At 37.9% G+C, this 18,492-nt stretch carries 15 protein-coding genes and 1 riboswitch; of the genes, 4 read left to right on the top strand and 11 right to left on the bottom strand.

The features are described 5' to 3' along the window. The 3 genes from JOC49_RS04680 to JOC49_RS13345 form a co-directional block, all read right to left on the bottom strand. A complete protein-coding gene (locus tag JOC49_RS04680) occupies positions 1-648 on the bottom strand; it encodes a methionine ABC transporter permease (RefSeq protein ID WP_204662907.1) in 648 nt (215 codons plus the stop codon). Continuing rightward, on the bottom strand, positions 648-1,646 hold the full coding sequence (locus tag JOC49_RS04675) for a methionine ABC transporter ATP-binding protein (RefSeq protein ID WP_204662905.1): 999 nt from the start codon (positions 1,644-1,646) through the stop codon (positions 648-650). Before JOC49_RS04675 ends, JOC49_RS04680 begins: the two co-directional genes overlap by 1 nt. Positions 1,647-1,719: 73 nt before the next feature. Beyond that, positions 1,720-1,822: riboswitch (SAM riboswitch) on the bottom strand. Between the two features lie 233 nt (positions 1,823-2,055). Continuing rightward, the gene (locus JOC49_RS13345) at positions 2,056-3,369 is read right to left on the bottom strand and encodes a helix-turn-helix domain-containing protein (protein WP_279381195.1); all 1,314 of its coding nucleotides are present in this window, start codon (positions 3,367-3,369) and stop codon (positions 2,056-2,058) included. 194 nt (positions 3,370-3,563) lie between these two features. Here JOC49_RS13345 and JOC49_RS04665 point away from each other — a divergent pair, with 194 nt between their 5' ends. The 4 genes from JOC49_RS04665 to katG all read left to right on the top strand — a co-directional run bounded on the left by JOC49_RS04665 (position 3,564) and on the right by katG (position 11,320). Beyond that, entirely contained in the window at positions 3,564-6,482 is a 2,919-nt protein-coding gene (locus JOC49_RS04665) for a hypothetical protein (RefSeq protein WP_204662904.1), read from the top strand. Then, positions 6,475-8,025: an S-layer homology domain-containing protein gene (locus tag JOC49_RS04660; RefSeq protein ID WP_204662902.1), complete on the top strand. Its 1,551-nt coding sequence runs from the start codon at positions 6,475-6,477 to the stop codon at positions 8,023-8,025. Before JOC49_RS04665 ends, JOC49_RS04660 begins: the two co-directional genes overlap by 8 nt. 63 nt (positions 8,026-8,088) lie before the next feature. After that, positions 8,089-9,210, top strand: coding sequence for a sensor domain-containing diguanylate cyclase (locus JOC49_RS13445; RefSeq protein WP_341534652.1), 1,122 nt, complete (start codon positions 8,089-8,091; stop codon positions 9,208-9,210). A 76-nt stretch (positions 9,211-9,286) separates the two neighbouring features. Continuing rightward, a complete protein-coding gene (gene katG / locus JOC49_RS04650) occupies positions 9,287-11,320 on the top strand; it encodes a catalase/peroxidase HPI (RefSeq protein ID WP_204662900.1) in 2,034 nt (677 codons plus the stop codon). On the opposite strand, the gene JOC49_RS04645 is transcribed toward katG, so the two are convergent. The 8 genes from JOC49_RS04645 to mobQ form a co-directional block, all read right to left on the bottom strand. After that, a complete protein-coding gene (locus tag JOC49_RS04645) occupies positions 11,236-11,418 on the bottom strand; it encodes a transposon-encoded TnpW family protein (RefSeq protein WP_204662898.1) in 183 nt (60 codons plus the stop codon). The two genes, katG and JOC49_RS04645, sit on opposite strands and share 85 nt — an antisense overlap. A gap of 70 nt (positions 11,419-11,488) precedes the next feature. Further along, a complete protein-coding gene (locus JOC49_RS04640) occupies positions 11,489-12,328 on the bottom strand; it encodes an ATP-binding protein (protein ID WP_213790393.1) in 840 nt (279 codons plus the stop codon). Positions 12,329-12,346: 18 nt separating this feature from the next. Continuing rightward, complete coding sequence (locus tag JOC49_RS04635) at positions 12,347-13,114, bottom strand: phage replisome organizer N-terminal domain-containing protein (RefSeq protein WP_204662896.1); 768 nt, start codon at positions 13,112-13,114, stop codon at positions 12,347-12,349. Positions 13,115-13,118: 4 nt separating this feature from the next. Beyond that, positions 13,119-14,072 carry a tyrosine recombinase XerC gene (locus JOC49_RS04630; protein WP_204662894.1) on the bottom strand — a complete coding sequence of 318 codons (954 nt, stop codon included), beginning with the start codon at positions 14,070-14,072 and terminating at the stop codon, positions 13,119-13,121. A gap of 165 nt (positions 14,073-14,237) precedes the next feature. Next, a complete protein-coding gene (locus JOC49_RS04625) occupies positions 14,238-15,470 on the bottom strand; it encodes a cation:proton antiporter (protein WP_207754681.1) in 1,233 nt (410 codons plus the stop codon). Position 15,471: 1 nt separating this feature from the next. Continuing rightward, the gene (locus JOC49_RS04620; protein ID WP_204662892.1) at positions 15,472-16,083 is read right to left on the bottom strand and encodes a cytidylate kinase-like family protein; all 612 of its coding nucleotides are present in this window, start codon (positions 16,081-16,083) and stop codon (positions 15,472-15,474) included. A 12-nt stretch (positions 16,084-16,095) separates the two neighbouring features. Next, on the bottom strand, positions 16,096-16,704 hold the full coding sequence (locus tag JOC49_RS04615; protein WP_204662890.1) for a TetR/AcrR family transcriptional regulator: 609 nt from the start codon (positions 16,702-16,704) through the stop codon (positions 16,096-16,098). A gap of 245 nt (positions 16,705-16,949) precedes the next feature. Further along, positions 16,950-18,404, bottom strand: a complete 1,455-nt coding sequence (mobQ, locus tag JOC49_RS04610; protein ID WP_204662888.1) for a MobQ family relaxase — start codon at positions 18,402-18,404, stop codon at positions 16,950-16,952. Between the last annotated feature and the right edge of the window lie 88 nt (positions 18,405-18,492).

The following is an 18,492-nucleotide window of genomic DNA, read 5'->3' as shown; positions in this document are numbered from 1 at the left end:
TTATTTCCTCCGTATGTGTATAATTTTATTAGCAAGCACATTGCCAGTTGATTGTATGAGTTGAACTAAAACAATTAGGACCACAATGGTCATAACCATTACATCCGTTTGGAAGCGGTGATAGCCATAGCGGATTGCCAAGTCGCCAAGACCACCACCACCAATTGCACCAGCCATTGCAGAATATCCAAGTAGATTTACGGCTGTTATGGTAGCGCCAAGTATGAGGGATGGGATTGACTCTGGAACTAAAACGCCCACAATGATCTGTAGGGGACTTGCACCCATGGAGACTGCAGCTTCTATAATACCTTGATCCACCTCTTGAAGCGCGCTTTCAACAATTCTGGCAAAAAAAGGAATCGTTGCAAAAACAAGCGGGACCATTGCAGCTTGAGTTCCAATGGATGTACCTACGAGCCACCGCGTTAGTGGCATAATGAAAATCATAAGGATTACAAAGGGCAAAGAGCGTGTCATGTTGACACTATAGGACAAAAGTTTGTAGACCCTTTTTTGCTCAGCAATATGACCAGGTTGGGTAATCACCAGTACGATGCCCAGTGGTAGACCAATCATGATGGTAAAAATTAATGAAAGGCCTACCATGTAAAGCGTTTCAAGACTGGCTTTTATTAAAATTTCCATTATGAAATCACCTCCACTCCTGCGCCATGCTGCATAAGGTATTGAATAATCTCATCCAAGTTATTTGATGTGCTTGGAATATCTACAATCAGTTTTCCAACAGACGTCTCTTGAATTGAATCAATTGATCCAGACCGAATATTGACATTAAGTGAAAATTCTTGAATTAGACCAGCTAAAACAGGACGATCTGCTGTGTCACCTTTAAAAGTCAATAAGAGTCGACTGCTATTTTTGGCTAATTTTGAATGGGGTCCCTCTATAGGTCGATTGTTGATAAAGTGCCGGGTCTTTTCACTTGACTGATGGGTGAAGACATCCACAGTTTCACCAGATTCAATAATACAGCCATTTTCAAGAATTGCCACTTTATTACAAATTGACTTCACCACATCCATTTCATGTGTAATTACAATAAGTGTGACCCCTAACTCTTTGTTGATGCGCTTTAGCAAGGTTAAGATTTGGTCAGTTGTTTTAGGGTCAAGCGCTGAAGTGGCTTCATCACACAAGAGAACACTGGGATTTCCCGCAAGTGCCCGTGCAATACCGACACGTTGTTTCTGGCCACCACTTAAACGCATTGGATGAACATCTTTTTTATCCATCAGTTCGACTTTTTCAAGGAGGTCCATGACGTGCTGATGAATGGTATTTTTGTCCATGCCTTTGACTTTTAGAGGAAAGGCCACATTCTCGTAGACAGTTTTACTGTTAAAAAGGTTGAAGTTCTGAAAAACCATTCCAATAGCATATCGCGCTTGTCTTAGAGCTTTGCCTTCCAGTTCTGCCATGTCTACACCGTTGATGATTATGGACCCAGATGAGGGCTTTTCGATTCTGTTGATACACCTCACCAAAGTAGATTTGCCTGCACCGCTGAGTCCCACAATTCCAAAGATGTCACCCTTGTCGATATCGAGGTTAATAGAGTCAATAGCCACTAAAGGGCGTTTTGAATTGTCATAGATTTTGCTTAAATTTTGAATTTTGATCATGGAAAACCTCACTTTTTTGCACTAAAAAATCTCCTTCGCAAAATGCAAAAGGAGACGTATAATTGGGTTTCCTCTCACATCTTCCAGTTTATACTGACGGAATTAGCACCATACTCACTTGCGTGATTGGTTGCTGGGTTTCATCGGGCCGGTCCCTCCACCTCTCTGGATATGAGTTAACGCTATTAAGTTTTATACTCGAGTATGAAATTGATTATACGAGATGGAATTGAAGTTTGTCAAGGATAAATTTAAAATTTACGTTTGGGGACGGAGGCAAAACGGACCCCCTCCCTGTCCCTGAACGTGAAAAATTAAGTAAAATCCCCCTTTTAGTTAGATAATTGGGGGACTTAGTTTTATCTGGGGACAGGGCATGGGTCCATTTTGCCTCCGTCCCCAAACGCATTTAATGAAACAAATCTCGGACATCATTTCGGCCTTTACAATTTGTTTTTTTGAGTATATTTCTAACATGAAATTTAACCGTATTTTCTGAAATAAAAAGTGATGACGCAATTTCAGAATTTGATTTTCCGTTTAAAACACACTCTAAAATTTCCTTTTCACGGTTTGTTAAAGCAAATGACTTAACCTTATCATCATATGAAATTAAGTTTGTGTTTTTTATTGTGTAACTTTCTAACTTTGTAAAACCAATGAGCATGGGGACCATTAAGAGGATTAAGAGAATGCTATTTAAAAGCGTCTGGTCTGATGGAATCCAAAAAAAGAGTTCACTCATAATTTCACCAAATCTCGCCACAATAAACCCCAAACTTGCAAAGTAAATAAACTTTTGGCTCACCATTGACAAATCAATGGATTTAATCGTTCGATAAATGGTATAAAAACCAAGAAAAAAGTAACTCATAGGCCATGCAATGGAAGCCAATGAAAGGTTTGAATTAATTAAAATCCCAACAAATGGATAAAAAAGTGCGAAGATACAAGCCCATCCGCCCAAGTGACGGCTGTAATCTGAGATAAGGCCCGCAATAATTAATCCAATTGCATAATAAATCCGCGTGTATTCTAATCGTATACCTGTTTGAAAAATGGCTTCTGATTTATAGTTCCCACCAATGGCACTTATAATGGCCATAAACGTGAGGACAAAGGCCATCAAAAAAAATTCATTTCTTGTAATAGCCCTTTTTTCTGGGCGTTCAGTTTGTGTAAAGTCAAGATTCATTTTATGAACGATAAAAATTTCGATGAGGATTATTCCGGCAAAGACAAAAGATATTAACTGATATTGACTCATCCATTCCCCCAATATTGCGTTAAAGAGATATGAAGCAAGAGTTCCTAGGCCATAACCCAATCCAACAATTTTTCCAACTGTGTTCACAGTCCCGATTTGGCCAACAAGACTTAGTAAGTAAGCCGTTATAAATCCGTAGGCACTGTTCATTATAAATCCTAATAAAACACTATAGATTACCTTTGTCGATGCGAATATTCCGAGAGTTGTTACAACAGAAATAATGAGTCCGAGGAACAGATTTCTTTTTATGAATAGGTGCGTCTTATCCTTCCGTAGCATAAAAAGACCAATAATTGCGCCGATCATTTGGCCGCTGTAGTTTAATTGAATTGAGATTAGGTCAATCGCATTGGCGGAAATTTTGTCTGATAAATAATACATTTGATTGATATAAACTGATCCTGCCCAGAAAAAAGTGAGTGCAATTAAAACTGTCAATAATCGTTTGCTCATATGAACCTCCACCGATTTTCTAACTTATTTATTACCAAAACAAGGCAATTTAATCACCCTATCCTAAAACTACCCCTTCAAATTATATGAAATTATATAGTTTTGCGCTTATGTTCAGAAGAAACCGGTTATAATTTTAGTATAAATTTAAGGTTTCACTTTAGCGTTAACTTATGAGTAGGAGTGTGGTGATTATGGACAAGAAAAAAATGATATCGATTTTTTGGATGGGAGTTCTGCTAATTGGGCTTTTGGCCATAGGTTTTTCTGTTGATGTGGAAGAACCTGTTACGGTTCGTGCGTTGAGTAAAGATTTAAGTCAAATGAATCAATTTAGAGTAGAGATTTTTGAAAGACGTTTGCCAGACTCTCAGGAGTGGACACAACTGAATTTAGATGGCGCTCCAGTGGAATGGCAGTCAGGAGATGCTACCGAGATTTCTGAAAATATTGCTTATGACTATGATTACAGAATAAAATTATCAAAAGAGGATTATATCTCAGTCAATCTGGAAGTCTCAGCAAATACTGAACAGACTATATGGGAATCTGTGCTTTATACCACCTCCAGTATCGTTGAAGTAACTGTTGATGCAGTTCAGACAACTGTCAATGACAATGAAGTTGTTGTTCAAATTGATGGCGCTCAATTTCCAGAGGCATTTTCACCGTCGGATTATGTGGCAATTCTTGTGAATGATCCAAATTGGACAGTAGACAACTTTGGTTTACCGATGAATTTTCCTTATTTAAAAGATGTACCTGAGTTGAGAGAAGGCATCGCAAATGGTCTAGCACTTACTGCAGACAATGCAGGAGAATACTATTTGTTTGTGGGTTTTTTGGATTCAGAAGACCACTTAGTTGGATACTCTGAAAAAAGAGTTGAATTGGCGGAAGCTCAACCTGAGGATGGCTTAAGAGTGGAAGTGAAAGATTCGAACGGTGTGTCAATTGAAGGTGCAAGAGTTGAAGCCCTATCAAGAAGAAGTGACGCAGAGGAACCCAGTGAATATCAATCTTTTGAAGGAAGCCCCGAAGGTATAACCAATGCAGAAGGAGAGACAGTTATTCAGTTGGAAATTGGTTATCAATATTTGGTAGGTGTTTTTAAAGATGGGTATCTTAACCGAACATTTGAAATTCGTATCCATGAACCCCAGCAGAGCTTCCGTGCAGTACTTTACACACCAACGTCGCTGGAAGTTGTAAATTCAGAAATTTTAGGTTATCAACCTATTGAAACTGATGGGACAGGCTTTGTACTGAATTTAAATTCTCAAGATACGGATTTACCTGAGAATACAACCCATTTCGGATATTTATTGTTGAGACCAGATTATGTTGTTGCAACAGATGGATTACCATATCAAATAGAATATGTTCAAGATGAACCTGTTGGTGTTTGTGACGTGCGCGAAAATCCGGGTACGTTTAGTCTTATTGTATTTTTCTTTAATAGAGTTAGCCCAGAGGAACGCTTGTTACTTGGTTATACAGAAATGCCAATCACGATTGAAGATTCTTCACCGGGTCCAGGTCCAGATCCAGGTCCAGGTGATACGTCGGAATACCAATTCAGAGTTGCTGTTGGCAGTAAGGAACCAGTAGACAGTCTAATTGAACCGAATTCTGATGGTAAAATTTATGTGCCTGTACCTGCTGGGGACAGTGGTTGGATTGAGTTCCCTGTTGAGTTTGAACAGGTTGATTTTATTGGACATATGGATCCGATTGGAACTGAAGTGGCTTGGGACGATCCATACTGGATTATACCAGCACAAATCAATATCAATAATTTTGGTGGCAGTCTGGAAATTATGGAAAATGGGTCAACAAAATTAAGTTTTACAGATGAATTAAAACGGGCATCTTTTGATGCCTATCTGCCGGGAGATGACCGTCCAATTCAAGTGATTCTTTATCAACCAGGCTATGCGTATATCACCATAAAATTTCAACTTGATGAAAATCCTGAACCAGAGTCTTTGCAAGCAAGTGGACAGAATGATTCTCGTGAAGTAGACATTCCTGTTCCGGATGAAATGATGGAAGGTACTTATCAAATTTGGGGCGAATTTGAAGATACAGGGATTGTGATTCAAGATTTTGGAGGCGGTGTTTGGGAATATTTAGCTGACCGATCTGAAATTGTGACTTCTAGAAGTGAAGGGCCAGTAACAACACTAAATTTAAAGCGGTATTTTGGAAAGGTAACCATGCATATGCGTTATCAAATTGGAAATTCATATGAAGATTCAATGGTAACCCTATTTGAACCAGATTTTGTAGGGATTGATATTACGACTGAATATTCCAGTGGTGAGTATGGTTCTGGAATTACCAATGCCAGTAATCCAGAAGTATACATGCCCACAGCTTTTGCATATTTCTTAAATAATGAAGTGGGTATAAAACCGTCATCTGTTGGGAGACCTTATGAAATACTGGGTGCATCTGTTATAGGTGAATACGGGGTTGGGTTACCACCGGCCTATCCGTATGAAGATTTTTCGCCTTCACCGCCTGATTGGATGATTCCTCTACCTGATGTCGAAGTTAATCCTGTTACCAGTATTATAATTCAGATTAGATTTTTAGACACAGGTGTCGAAGCAGAGATTCCTTTGGTTGTAAGAAGAGTTCTTTTTTCAGCGTCAACCATGGAATATGATCAAGCGCACAAGGACGCAATTTTGTCAGGGCGTGAACATGTGGATTATGACTACTATGGTGAAGACAGTATAACTTTTGTAAATTTATTTTCTTTTAACCCAAGTGAGCCTGAGTATGAAGGTCCGCGGTTTGAAATCAATCATACGCTTCTGGTTATGTATTATATAAATGATCGCATTATTGGCAGTAAGCAGTTTGAAGTTGTATCTGGTGAGGATGACCGCATGATGGTAATTGTTCAAAGGTTGGGTGGCTCTGAGGAAGAAGTGTTCAAGGATGCCAACAGAATTACCTTATTCTTGATCTCAAGTGATGGTATTTCCAATGGTGCTGCGTCTTTTGGTGGCGCGACGTATGGAATTGGTGCAGGGTACGGGCATTTGCTGCCAAATCATCCTGAGTACGGTGTAGGAAAGGATGGGATGGACTATGAATAAAATATTAATTGCTGTAATAATCTTGGTATTTGTGTCCGCTGTGCCTGTATTTGCTGGTGAAGTGGAGACGCTTGAAGTTGCTTATAACGCTACTGCCGGTGAAGTAACCGTCCAAGGGACGGCTTCAACCCTTGAAAAAGGGGTTTTGGTTATCGAAATTTTAGATCCATCTGGAAGTTTGCTTTATTTTGGGACCACATCTGTAGATATACTGAACGCTTTTCAATTGAGTGTAGAAGTTGGCGATTTAAGGTCAGGTGTATATACTGTAAGATGTGCAGATTATACAGGTGGAACTTATACAAGCCAGACCTTTACAGTATCTAGACCAGTTGTAGAAGTAGATGATGGTGTTGTGGATCAAGAGTTTGTGGGCCCTACAGTTTCGAAAACTGAAGATGAAGCCACTATAAATCTTATTGCTTCTGAAGATGAAAACGGCGTTGAAAAGGTGTCTGTAGCTGATGACTTGATTGAAGAAATGTTAAAGAGCAATCCGAAAGATATCGTTGTGAAGATTAAAACTTTAACCGGCTCATCTGGTGAATTGATGGTGGATTTTTCTGGAGATGCGTTAGAGCAAATGCTTGATGCTGAAATAGAGCATTTGACAATTGAAACAGATTTTGGGTCTATGGAAGTGGATTTGGATTTGTTCCGAAATATGGATGAGCAGTCAGGGGACCTTCAAATTAGGATGACTCAAGTTTTATCAAATGAATTAACAGATGCACAGAGACAAGTGGTTGGCAATAGACCGGTTATTGATTTTGCAATCTTTAGAGGTGAAGAAAACATAACAGATTTTAGCATTCCAGTCCAAGTTAAAGTGCCATATACACTTGCGAACTTTGAAAATCAAAACCAAGTTGTGGTCTATTATATAACGGATGGGGGCGAATTGAAGATTGTTCCAAATGGTTATTTTGATTCGGAAACAAAAACTGTTCAATTTGAAACAAACCACTTTTCAAGTTTTGCTTTAGGGTATAATCCTATTGTTTTTGAAGATGTCCCTGTGTTTGCATGGTATGCTGAAGCGGTTGATTTTACATCTGCTCGCGAGATTGTGAAGGGAATTGGGTTAAACCAATTTGACCCACACGGTAGACTTACACGCGGTCAATTTATTACGATGCTCATGCGGACATACGGTGTACAGCCAAGTGCGTCTACAGATAATTTTACTGATGCTGGAGATACCTTCTATACAGGCTATTTGGCGGCTGCCAAGGAACTTGGTTTAACGAATGGGGTTGGCGAAAATAGGTTCGAACCAGAGCGGCTTATTACGAGGGAAGAAATGTTTACGCTGATTTACAAAGCTATATCGAGATTTGGTTTGCTTGAGGTAAGTGGATCCGATCAGGCACTTGAGGTGTTTGAAGATTATAAAAATGTCTCGGATTGGGCTCAGAAGGCAATTTCTGATTTGACTGAAATGGGATTGGTAGAAGGGAATGAGAAAGGGCAACTTCAGCCATTTGGTGAGGCTTCTAGGGCGGAAATGGTTGCTTTAATTCAGAGAATTTTGAAACGCTAAGAATGTTTGGGCAATTGGGAAATGATGTGTCTTTTCCATTGCCCTTTTTCTTTTTTAGCCTTTGTGTTTCCGTTTTTCGCCATTCACTTTATTGGGTATAAATGTGGCGTTCAAATTGTTGGATTTACGGTGATTGTTGTGATTGCCCTGATTGTATTGCAGTTAATAGGGGTTATCCCAATGCATTTCAATTTGCCGTTTATGATTGTTTATTTTACAGTATTTTTGTTTCAAAGTATTTTTTTAATTTTCTATGAGTTGAGAAAACTCGAAATTGAAAAAAATTTAATTGAGACCAACAGTAAATTTGAAGTTTTGATTAACAATGTGCCACTTGGTGTTTTAATGTTATCAGAAGAACATGAAATCATTCAAAAGAATAGTGTAATTGATGCGTGGTTTCCCAATGCGCTTTCAGAGGGTAAGTGTTACAATCAGCTTGTTTCCTTAACGGATGAAAAATCATGTGAAAATTGTTCGCTTCAAGATGTATTTAAAACTGGAAAGACATTAGAGTCTGTAAATCAGTTTAAGACTGCGCTGGGTGTACGCGAATTCAATTGTAAAATGACACCTTTATTGAATGAAGCCAATCGGGTGTATGCTGTTATTGAAACGCTTGAAGATGTAACTGAACGTAATGAGGCAAGGCGACAATTGTTGGAGCGTCAGGAAATTCTTAATGAATTGTCTTATACAGATGCTTTAACTCAGATTCCCAATAGACGAAGTTTTGATGAAAAACTGGCATTAATGTGGAGTTTAGCTAAAAGCAATCGTTCGCCAGTATCTCTAATTATGATTGATATAGATTATTTTAAAATTTTTAACGACACATATGGGCATCAGGAAGGCGATCGATGTTTAAAACAGGTGGCTCAGGTCCTGAATTCACGTACCATGCGGCATACCGATGTTGTTGCAAGATATGGCGGTGAAGAATTTGCTTGTATTCTTTTTAACACAATATATGAGGGGGCGAGAGAGGTCGCAGAAAAATTTAGATCAAGTATTGAATTTTTGAGAATTCCCAATCAAGGATCACCTCTTAATCAAATTTTAACTGTTTCTTTAGGGGTTGCAACTGTGGTTCCTGAGAGAGATCAACCTGCTGAAGAGTTGATTAAGGCCAGTGATGAAGCCCTGTATAGGGCCAAAAATTTTGGGCGAAATCAAGTTCAGTAGGATTTGAATTAACAAAACATAAAAGGGGATAAGATGTATATTGATGTTTATTTTTAGAGATATGAAAGGAGTTTGTATGAGTGGCGGAAAATGTCCAGTTACTGGAGCGACGGCAGGCGATAGGCCAAACAAGAATGACCATAAGGTGAAGGGCACAACAAATCAAGACTGGTGGCCCAATCAACTGAATTTGAAAATTCTTCAGCAACATTCAGAAAAAGTGACGCCAATGGAGCCTGATTTTAAGTATCGGGATGCGTTTATGAAGTTAGATTATGAAGCGCTAAAAAAGGATTTATATGACTTAATGACGGATTCACAAGAGTGGTGGCCGGCAGATTATGGGCACTACGGTGGGTTATTTATTCGAATGGCATGGCACAGTGCCGGAACGTATCGTGTTATGGATGGCCGCGGTGGCGGTGGGACAGGAAATCAGAGGTTTGCCCCCCTTAACAGTTGGCCTGATAATGTAAATCTTGATAAGGCCAGACGCTTATTGTGGCCGATTAAGAAAAAATATGGTAAAAATATTTCTTGGGCAGATCTCATGATACTGGCAGGAAATTGCGCGCTTGAATCCATGGGCTTTAAGACTTTTGGTTTTGGCGGCGGTCGTGAAGACATTTGGGAGCCAGAAGAAGACGTGAATTGGGGAGATGAGACAGAATGGCTAGGCGATGAGCGGTATTCAGGTGAACGTGACCTTGACAATCCCCTTGCAGCTGTTCAAATGGGACTTATTTATGTGAATCCTGAAGGCCCAAATGGTGTGCCGGATGCGGTGGCTTCTGCTAAAGATATTCGAGAGACTTTTGCCAGGATGGCAATGGATGATGAGGAAACGGTGGCCCTTATTGCAGGGGGACATACTTTTGGAAAGACTCATGGCGCAGCTGTTCCAGATCATTTAGGCGCTGAGCCAGAAGCGGCACCGGTTGAAGAAATGGGTCTTGGGTGGAAAAATTCATTTGGAACTGGAACGGGAGATTCAACGATTACAAGTGGTATTGAAGGGCCCTGGAACGCAACACCAACCAAATGGGACATGGCATATTTTGACACATTGTTCGGACATGATTGGAACCTTGTTAAGAGCCCTGCAGGTGCATGGCAATGGGTACCTGCCGATCCCGAAGCGCATAATATTTCAACAGCTCAAGGAACAGGTGTACAGCCGCCAATTATGACGACTGCAGATCTAGCCCTTCGTATGGATCCGGTGTACAAGAAAATTTCTAAACGGTATCATGAAAATCCTGATTTATTTGCAGATGCTTTTGCGAGAGCTTGGTTTAAATTAACCCATCGCGATATGGGGCCGATTTCTAGGTATTTGGGTCCTGAGGTGCCGAGTGAGGAACTGGTTTGGCAAGACCCTGTGCCGCCTGTAGATTTTGAACTTGTCAATGATTCGGACATCGCCCAGTTAAAGCAATCTATTTTGGCATCTGGTCTTACAATTTCTGAGTTGGTGTATACAGCATGGTCATCCGCCTCTACTTTTAGAGGATCAGATTATCGTGGTGGCAGTGATGGTGCTAGAATAAGACTGGAACCTCAAAAGAATTGGGAAGTGAATCATCCTGAAAATCTTTCGAACGTGCTGTCCAAGTTGGAAGTGATTTTGACTGAGTTTAACAAGAGTCAATCTGATAATAAGCGCATTACATTAGCCGACATAATTGTGCTTGGTGGGGCGGCTGCTATTGAAAAAGCAGCGTTAGAGGCAGGTATTCAGATTACTGTACCTTTTACCCCTGGCCGTACGGATGCGAGCCAAGAACAAACAGATACTTTAGGCATGTCTTATCTTGAACCGCATGCAGATGGTTTCAGAAATTACCAAAAGAAAAAGTTTTCGGTTCGCCCGGAAGAGCTCCTTGTGGATAAAGCACAACTTTTGAAATTAACTGCGCCAGAAATGACCGTTCTTCTAGGCGGTATGCGTGTTTTAGGCGCAACTTATAAAAATAGTCCGTTCGGGTTTTTGTCAAGAAGAACTTTTTTATTACAGGAAATATTTCAAGGTTTGATATGCTCTAAATCGCTTAAAATAAGCCTTTTCATCTTATCATCAATAGTTTCTTTACTTGTCTTGCTAAAGTGAACACCTACAACATAGGTTGTATTGCCTATCTTGTGAGTAAATGTTCCTTGTGGGGTAGTGGTTTCTACTGCATTATTTTCGTTTAAATTGTTTTCCATAGTCTGCTCCTTTTCTAAATAATGGCATAAAAAAATGGCTTCTACTGATTTTTTAAGGGGGTAAAAGCCATTAGCCTAAGATTTCTTTTAATTTTTCAAGTTTCTGTTTTGCGTTTTGGGTGCGTTTGCTCTCGCCCTCGAAGTAGATAGGCACACACATCTCTAACACTCGGTCATATATGCGTCTATAATCGGTCTGTATATCCGTTTTAAGCATTTCTGCGTGGTTTAGGTTAGTTGTCACGATTAAAGGCTTAGAAGCTGTGTATCGGCTGTCTATGATGTTGTAAATCTGTTCTAAGGCAAAAGGAGTGTCACGTTCCATACCAAAATCATCAATGATGAGTAGGCTGTTTCTGTTTAAGCCCTTGATATACTCGTTCTTGTCAATTTTCAAGTTCATCATATCAGCAAGGATAATTGCAAAGTTTGTCATTACAACTGGGATTTCTTTTTCAATGAGTGCATTTGCAATACAGCCAGCAACAAAGGATTTGCCAGTTCCAACATCTCCCCACAATAACAAACCAGTGTTTTCAGCCTTAGCCTTGTCGAAGTTATCGACATATCGCTTTGCAACATCAATCTGCTTGCTGTTTGTGGTATCGTTTTTAAAATTCCACTCTAACATCTTCTTGTCTTTTAATCCTCGTTCTCGAAGCTCCTTAACTTTTTGGAAGTGTTCCATTTGCTCTCGTTCCTCACGCTCTTGCTCCAGTTCTAAGGCTCTGCAATGGCAAGGGATAGGCACTGTATCTATTTCATCAAGAAAAGGCTTATCAAAGCGTTTCTGCTTGGGTGTGTGGCATTTACCACAATACATTAGGTTGTCAACCTCGTTTAAGTAGTCTGTCGGCTCGTTAATGGCTCTCTCTGCTGTTTTGGCTATGTTCTTAATGGTATTCATCATCTTTGTTCTTCCTTTCGTTTATAGGCTCTTAGTTCCGTCATAATCATAATTGCGTGGTGCGTTGTTGGTCTTAGTGTTCTTTTCGCTATCTTCCTTTGCCCATTTGCGTATGGTGGCAATGTGGCTGTTGTAGGTCTTGCCAGTGCTTGCCATATATTCACTTAATTTCTCGATATAGGATTGATAGAGTGAGGGAAGCTCTGTTTTAAGCTGTTCAAGTTCAGTTTCAGATAGAGAAATATTTTGATATTTGCCTAAAAAGTGGGTGGGTGTGTCCTCTTTACTCTCACTCTCTATACTCTTATCTCTAATCTCTATACTCTTATCTCTATACTCTGGTGGACGATTTGGGGACACTTTCGGACAAAGTTCGGACATTTGTCCACCCTTAGCACTTGGAAGTAGGCTATTTTCCTTGAGTTTTGCTCGTTCATTCTGTTTTCGCTCGGCTTCTGTTGATGACTTGCCAATAAGAGATTGAATGTTAGTCATAAACAAAGTTCCGTCTGTCAGCTCCTCAACAAGCCTTAATTGCATAAATATCTGCAAGGCTCGTTCCACTGTGCCTACTTGGTGGTTAGTGAGTGTTGCTATCATTTGTGGAGTATAGGCTACTCCTTGTGATAACAGTAATTGCCCCTCGTGTTTGAGGGATAGAAGATACATTTTAAGCAAGATATTTGAAAACAAAAATCCGTCTTTAATATCTTCAAGTAAAATAATTGTTTCATCTCTGAAAAAATCCTCTTTAAATTTGAGGAAGTAATATTTTTTATTGGTTGCCATTGTCTTATCCTTTCATAACATTGCCATACATTCCCGATAAAGGGTTAGAGTTTACAGCAGTTCTTAATTGACTTTCGTCAATATGCGTGTAAATCTCGATTGTAGCAATGCTTTCGTGTCCTAAAATCTGTTGTAATGAGCGAATATCTACCTTGCCATACTGGTACATCAAGGTGGCTGCTGTGTGTCTTAATTTGTGTACCGATATGTTTTTGTGGTCTAAATTGGCTAGTTTAATGCACCTTTTAACCACATCTTGAACGCTTCGCCCTGTCATTCGTTGCCCTTGCTTTGTGATGAAAAGGGCAGTGGTGGCATTGTCTATATGCTCACGCTCCTTTAACCAATTTTCAAGTGCCTTTTTCGTGGCACTGGTTAGAAATATCTTACGTTCCTTATTACCTTTGCCGATAACTTGCAATGTATCTGACGATACTTGCCCTACATCAAGGCTTGTGAGTTCTGACAGCCTTAACGCACAATTAAGAAATATCGTGATGATACAATGGTTTCTCGCTGAAAACTCACTTGCAATGAGTAGCCTAACGCTTTCTTCAAGAGTTAGATACTTGGGTATGCGTTTAGGGATTTTGGGTGTTTCTAAATCCTCTGCGACATTGTTATCAATGACACGAGCCTTATTTTTTAGATACTTCCAAAATTGACGGATAGATACGATTTTTCTTGCCCTTGTGCCAGCGCTTGCCTTGCTTTCAGTTTGGCAATGGGAGATAAAAGCATACATATCATTAAGGGTAATGCTGTTCACAAACTCATTATCTATCATACTTAAATCATACTTTTCACGCTCCATATTTCGCTTATTACAAAGAAATTCAAAGAACATCAGCACATCTGTGCGATACTCGATAACGGTGTTGATAGAGCGACCTTTAATAACTGTGAGGTAGCTTAAATACTGCTCCAATAGTTCAAAACTCTTGTAATTTTTTAACATCTTTATTTCCTCCATTTTTATTTTTGGGTAAAAAAATATGACGAATCATTTTTGATCCGTCATATTAGGGTTGCTATTCAATTTTTTGTATTTTGCGTTTCGTCAAATGCTCATAATGAACGATATAAATTATTTTATAAATTTCTAAAACTAATACTGCGTTAATTACTTTTTAGTTCCGATTTCTCCACCCCAGTCAAACCCTTTTTTCGCTAAAATTACGGCAAAGACTTCATTGATAACAGCAGCGGCTGCGATTGTACCTTGAATAATTACAGCAGATTCGCTATCAAAAGTATTAAGAGTTGTAACAGCCATACCAGTAAACACAAGAGATACTCCAGAATGAGGTAAAAGTACAAACCCTAAATATTTTTTCACATTATCATCTGCTTTTGAAACCTTGGCACCTAAATAAGTGCTAAAATATTTTCCGAAAGCTCTGCTTAAAATATAAATAGCTGTAAGCGAACCTGCACTTAATATAAGACGATAATCAAGAGGTGCTCCTAGATTCATTATCATTATAATAAAACCTATTCCAACAATCGGTGTACAGCTGTTTACAACTTGCTCCATCTTATGCTCAGAAATTAAATTTGCAACAGTTGTAAATGCAGCCATACCCACAAACATATAATTTAAAGATGGTTCGGGTAAAATAAAATTATCAATAAAATATGAAATTGCAAAAGTTGCGACTAGGGATGTTATTGTTGCAAACATAATCTGATTTTTCTTTAAATCTCTTTTTAAAACAAGTGAGATAACAAATCCTATAGTAGCTCCTAAAACGATTGGTAGTGCGACAGAAACCAATATAACTCCTATTATAGATCCAGATTCAGTAGATCCTAATGAAGCTATGTAAGAATTTACCGTAAAAAATACTATAATTGCAACTACATCATCAATCATTGCAATAGGAATAAGAGAATTGGTGATAGGACCTTTTGTTTTAAATCCACTGACGATTGAAAGTGCTGGTGCTGGTGCAGTGGCAAGTGCAATTCCACCAAATATTATTGATAAGTATAGTGGCATATTTAAAATATGACACACGACAGCGAACACTGCTGAAACTACAACAAACGTTCCCACAGACTCAAATATTGTTATTGTGACAATTTGCTTTCCGTATGCTTTTAGCTTTTTAAATATCAGTTCTTTTGCAAACATCAACCCTACTGCACATTCAAAAAAGTGGCTAATATTTTTATACCATTGCGCATTTAACAATTCATTATCTAACAGCCCAAAAGCATAAGGTCCGATAATCATACCTGTAATTAACCATCCTAAAATTGCAGGTAGTTTTAATTTTGCAACACCTTTTCCAACTATTGTTGCAAGCACAATAGCTAATATAATTTTTAATATTCCAATCAAAATTTCCATTTTATCCTCTTTCCAAAAAATCAATCATATTTTTTAACGTAGAAACTGTTTGTTCTATCCCAAGTTTGTTACTCTTAATACAAAAATCATAACAATATGAAGAACCCCATTTTTTGCTTGTATAATAGTTGTAGTAATTTTTACGCTTATTATCAGTGAATTTCATTTTCTTTTTAGCATCTTGTGCATTAAGTTTATTCCTAGTACTAACACGCTGAATTTTACTATCTGTGTCGGCTGAAATAAAAATACTTATTGTGTTTTCTCTATCCTTCAAAATGTGATCAGCACATCTACCAACAATTACGCAAGCACCCTCATCTGCAATGTCATTTATTACATCTCTTTGAATATTGAATAACTTTTGCTCTAAAGAAGTATTTTCGATTACGTTAGCTTCTTTTGCATATAAATCCATAATCAGCGAATAAATCAAACTGCCTTTTTTCTCATCATATTCAGAAAAAAACTCATCAGATATTCCTTTTTCTTTACAAATTCTGTTTACAAGCTCGCTATCATAAAATGGTATACCAAATTCTTCGGCTAATTTATAACCAATCTCTCTACCACCACTTCCATGTTCTCTACCTATTGTAATTATATATTTCATTAAAAATCTCCTTTAAATTAAATCCTCTCTTAATCCATTTAAAAAAATGATTGTTAGTCTAACTATCGAATTTATCATATCTTGCCGGTATTTCTTATCACTTTCAGCGTCCAGCAAAAATGTTGAACTATTTTGCAGTATAGAAATAAACAAACTAACATCACTCTCTAATACATCTTTACCTAAATTAATTTCTGTTAGAATTAACTTAATCCAGCTAATATTATTTTCTGTTAAAACCTGTCGTATTTCTGATATTTCTTTTGAAAGGTGTGTTGGTTTACCGGATATGATGTTGTGAAACAAATTCTTATATTGTGGATTTTCATCGAAAAAAACAAATCTTAGCTCTACAACCCTAATCATTGTTTCTTTACTAAGTGATATCTTTGATATATTTCTCTCCATAAAATCAACAAAATTATTTATACATTCGCTTAAACAAAACAAATACACATCATCTTTGCTTTGAAAATAATGGTACAGTATACCTTTTGAAAGTTTAGATTTTTTTGCTATATCATTTATAGATGTTCCAGTATATCCAAAATCATTAAATAACTCTGTTGCACTTTGGATTAGCTTTATAGCTGTTTCTGATGTCGGATCTTTTACTTTCATAAAAACCTCCTTATTATATTTTTGACCGATTGGTCAATAATATAATAACACACATTGACCAATCGGTCAATAGTTTTCGACATTTTTTTAAATTCATTGCAATATAAAAATAGCAGGCTATATTTCAAGCCTGCTAAAGTGTATATAAATAATCTCACATCTTAATGATGTGGTTTTGATTTAACTATTATATCATGCATTTATACAAAAAGTCTATTGCTAAATTACCCAATATTTGTATGTTTTTATAACTCATTTTCCGTTACACGCTTTTTATCTTTTGCTTGGTTTTGCTCTTTAACTTCTTCATCAAGCAACTTTTGTATTCGCTCTGCTGTGCCGATTTCTTCTTTCAAGGCTTTCATTTTCCATTCGCAAAGTTTGTTATCATCAATGAGTGTAGAGTGTGTTTTTTGCCACTGTTTAGGTGTAACTTTACCCTCGGTGGCTTCAATTTCTTTCCATACTTTTTGCAGTTCATCATAACGATTAAACTTGTCACGATACTTTGTGATAAAAGCTTTTTTATCTTTAGAATTTAACTCATTATACTTGAAAATATATTTCTTTAATGGCTCGTATTCGCTCCAAAGTTTAAGCCTATTATCCATATCAGCAATGGCAGTATTGTTTGCCTTAGATAGCTTTTTGAGTTCGTAAAAACTTGTATTAAGGTCAACAACCTTTGCACTAAAATCAGCCATTGTTTCAATGTTATGTGTCTGCATAAAGTTGTGAACTTTGTTATCTGCTTTGAGGTTACGAACAGTCTTATTTTGATTTTTTACTACATCTTTATTTGCATATAGTTTACCTAAAACAGAAGTCTTTATCTCTGCTTTCGCTATATCAAGTGGCTGTGCTTCAAGCTCTCGTTGCCACTTCATCAGCCTTGTTATTCTCGCCCTTAAAATCTTCATTTGCTTATTGTCGTTTAAGATTTCTCGATTGCGATTTCCTCTATCCGTCTTAATGCCTTTCTGCTCCATTTGTGAAGCTGAAACACCTAAATGAATTTGAGGAATTTTATCAATGCCTTGCCTTTCATAACTTCGGTGATCTATGCGTTCTGTATGCCCTAAATTTTCAAGATAGAGATTGCAATGCTCACTCCAGTTTGTTCGCCATAGTTCTGCGTTGTCTTGGCTGTTCCAATCCATTGTATCAACCTTTGTTGACTTCCAATTTCCACTTGCAAGTTTAATGCGATTACCATTATCATCAAGTACATATTCCTTGCGTGATTTTGCTCCCCATTTACCATTTTCTTTAATAGGTCGCATAGTCAACATTATGTGACAATGTGGGTTATTAGGGTCTTTGTTATGAACGGATAAATCAGCAATCATACCTTGCTTTACAAAGTTAGTATTGCAAAAATCTATCATCATTCTTTGCCATAGATGTGAGGGTATTTCTTTCGGTATTGATACTTCAATTTCTCTTGCAAGCTGTGAGTTATGTTGCTTTTCTATCATCTCGACAGCGTTCCATAAAGTGCTACGGTCTGCATACTCTTTAGGTGCGTGAGAGGGCAAAAGAATTGCACTGGAATGAATACCACCTTTGCGTGTGTAGTCGTGAATTTCTCCATCATATTCGTTTGTCATTTTCGTGCCACTTCGATATGCAGATGAAGCAACAGCAGACTTGCTTTTCCCTCGACTTATTACTTTAATATCACAATGAAATATTGCCATAACTGCTCCTTTCGATTTTATTAAACTTTATGAAAATGACTACACCTCGCAAGGTGTAGCCAGTTTCGTGAAGTACACAAGGGGTTTG

The organism is Fusibacter tunisiensis (assembly GCF_016908355.1).
Classification (GTDB): Bacteria; Bacillota; Clostridia; order Peptostreptococcales; family Acidaminobacteraceae; genus Fusibacter_D; species Fusibacter_D tunisiensis.
Note: the sequence above shows the minus strand (reverse complement) of the source record. Positions and strands in the feature narration are given on the sequence as shown.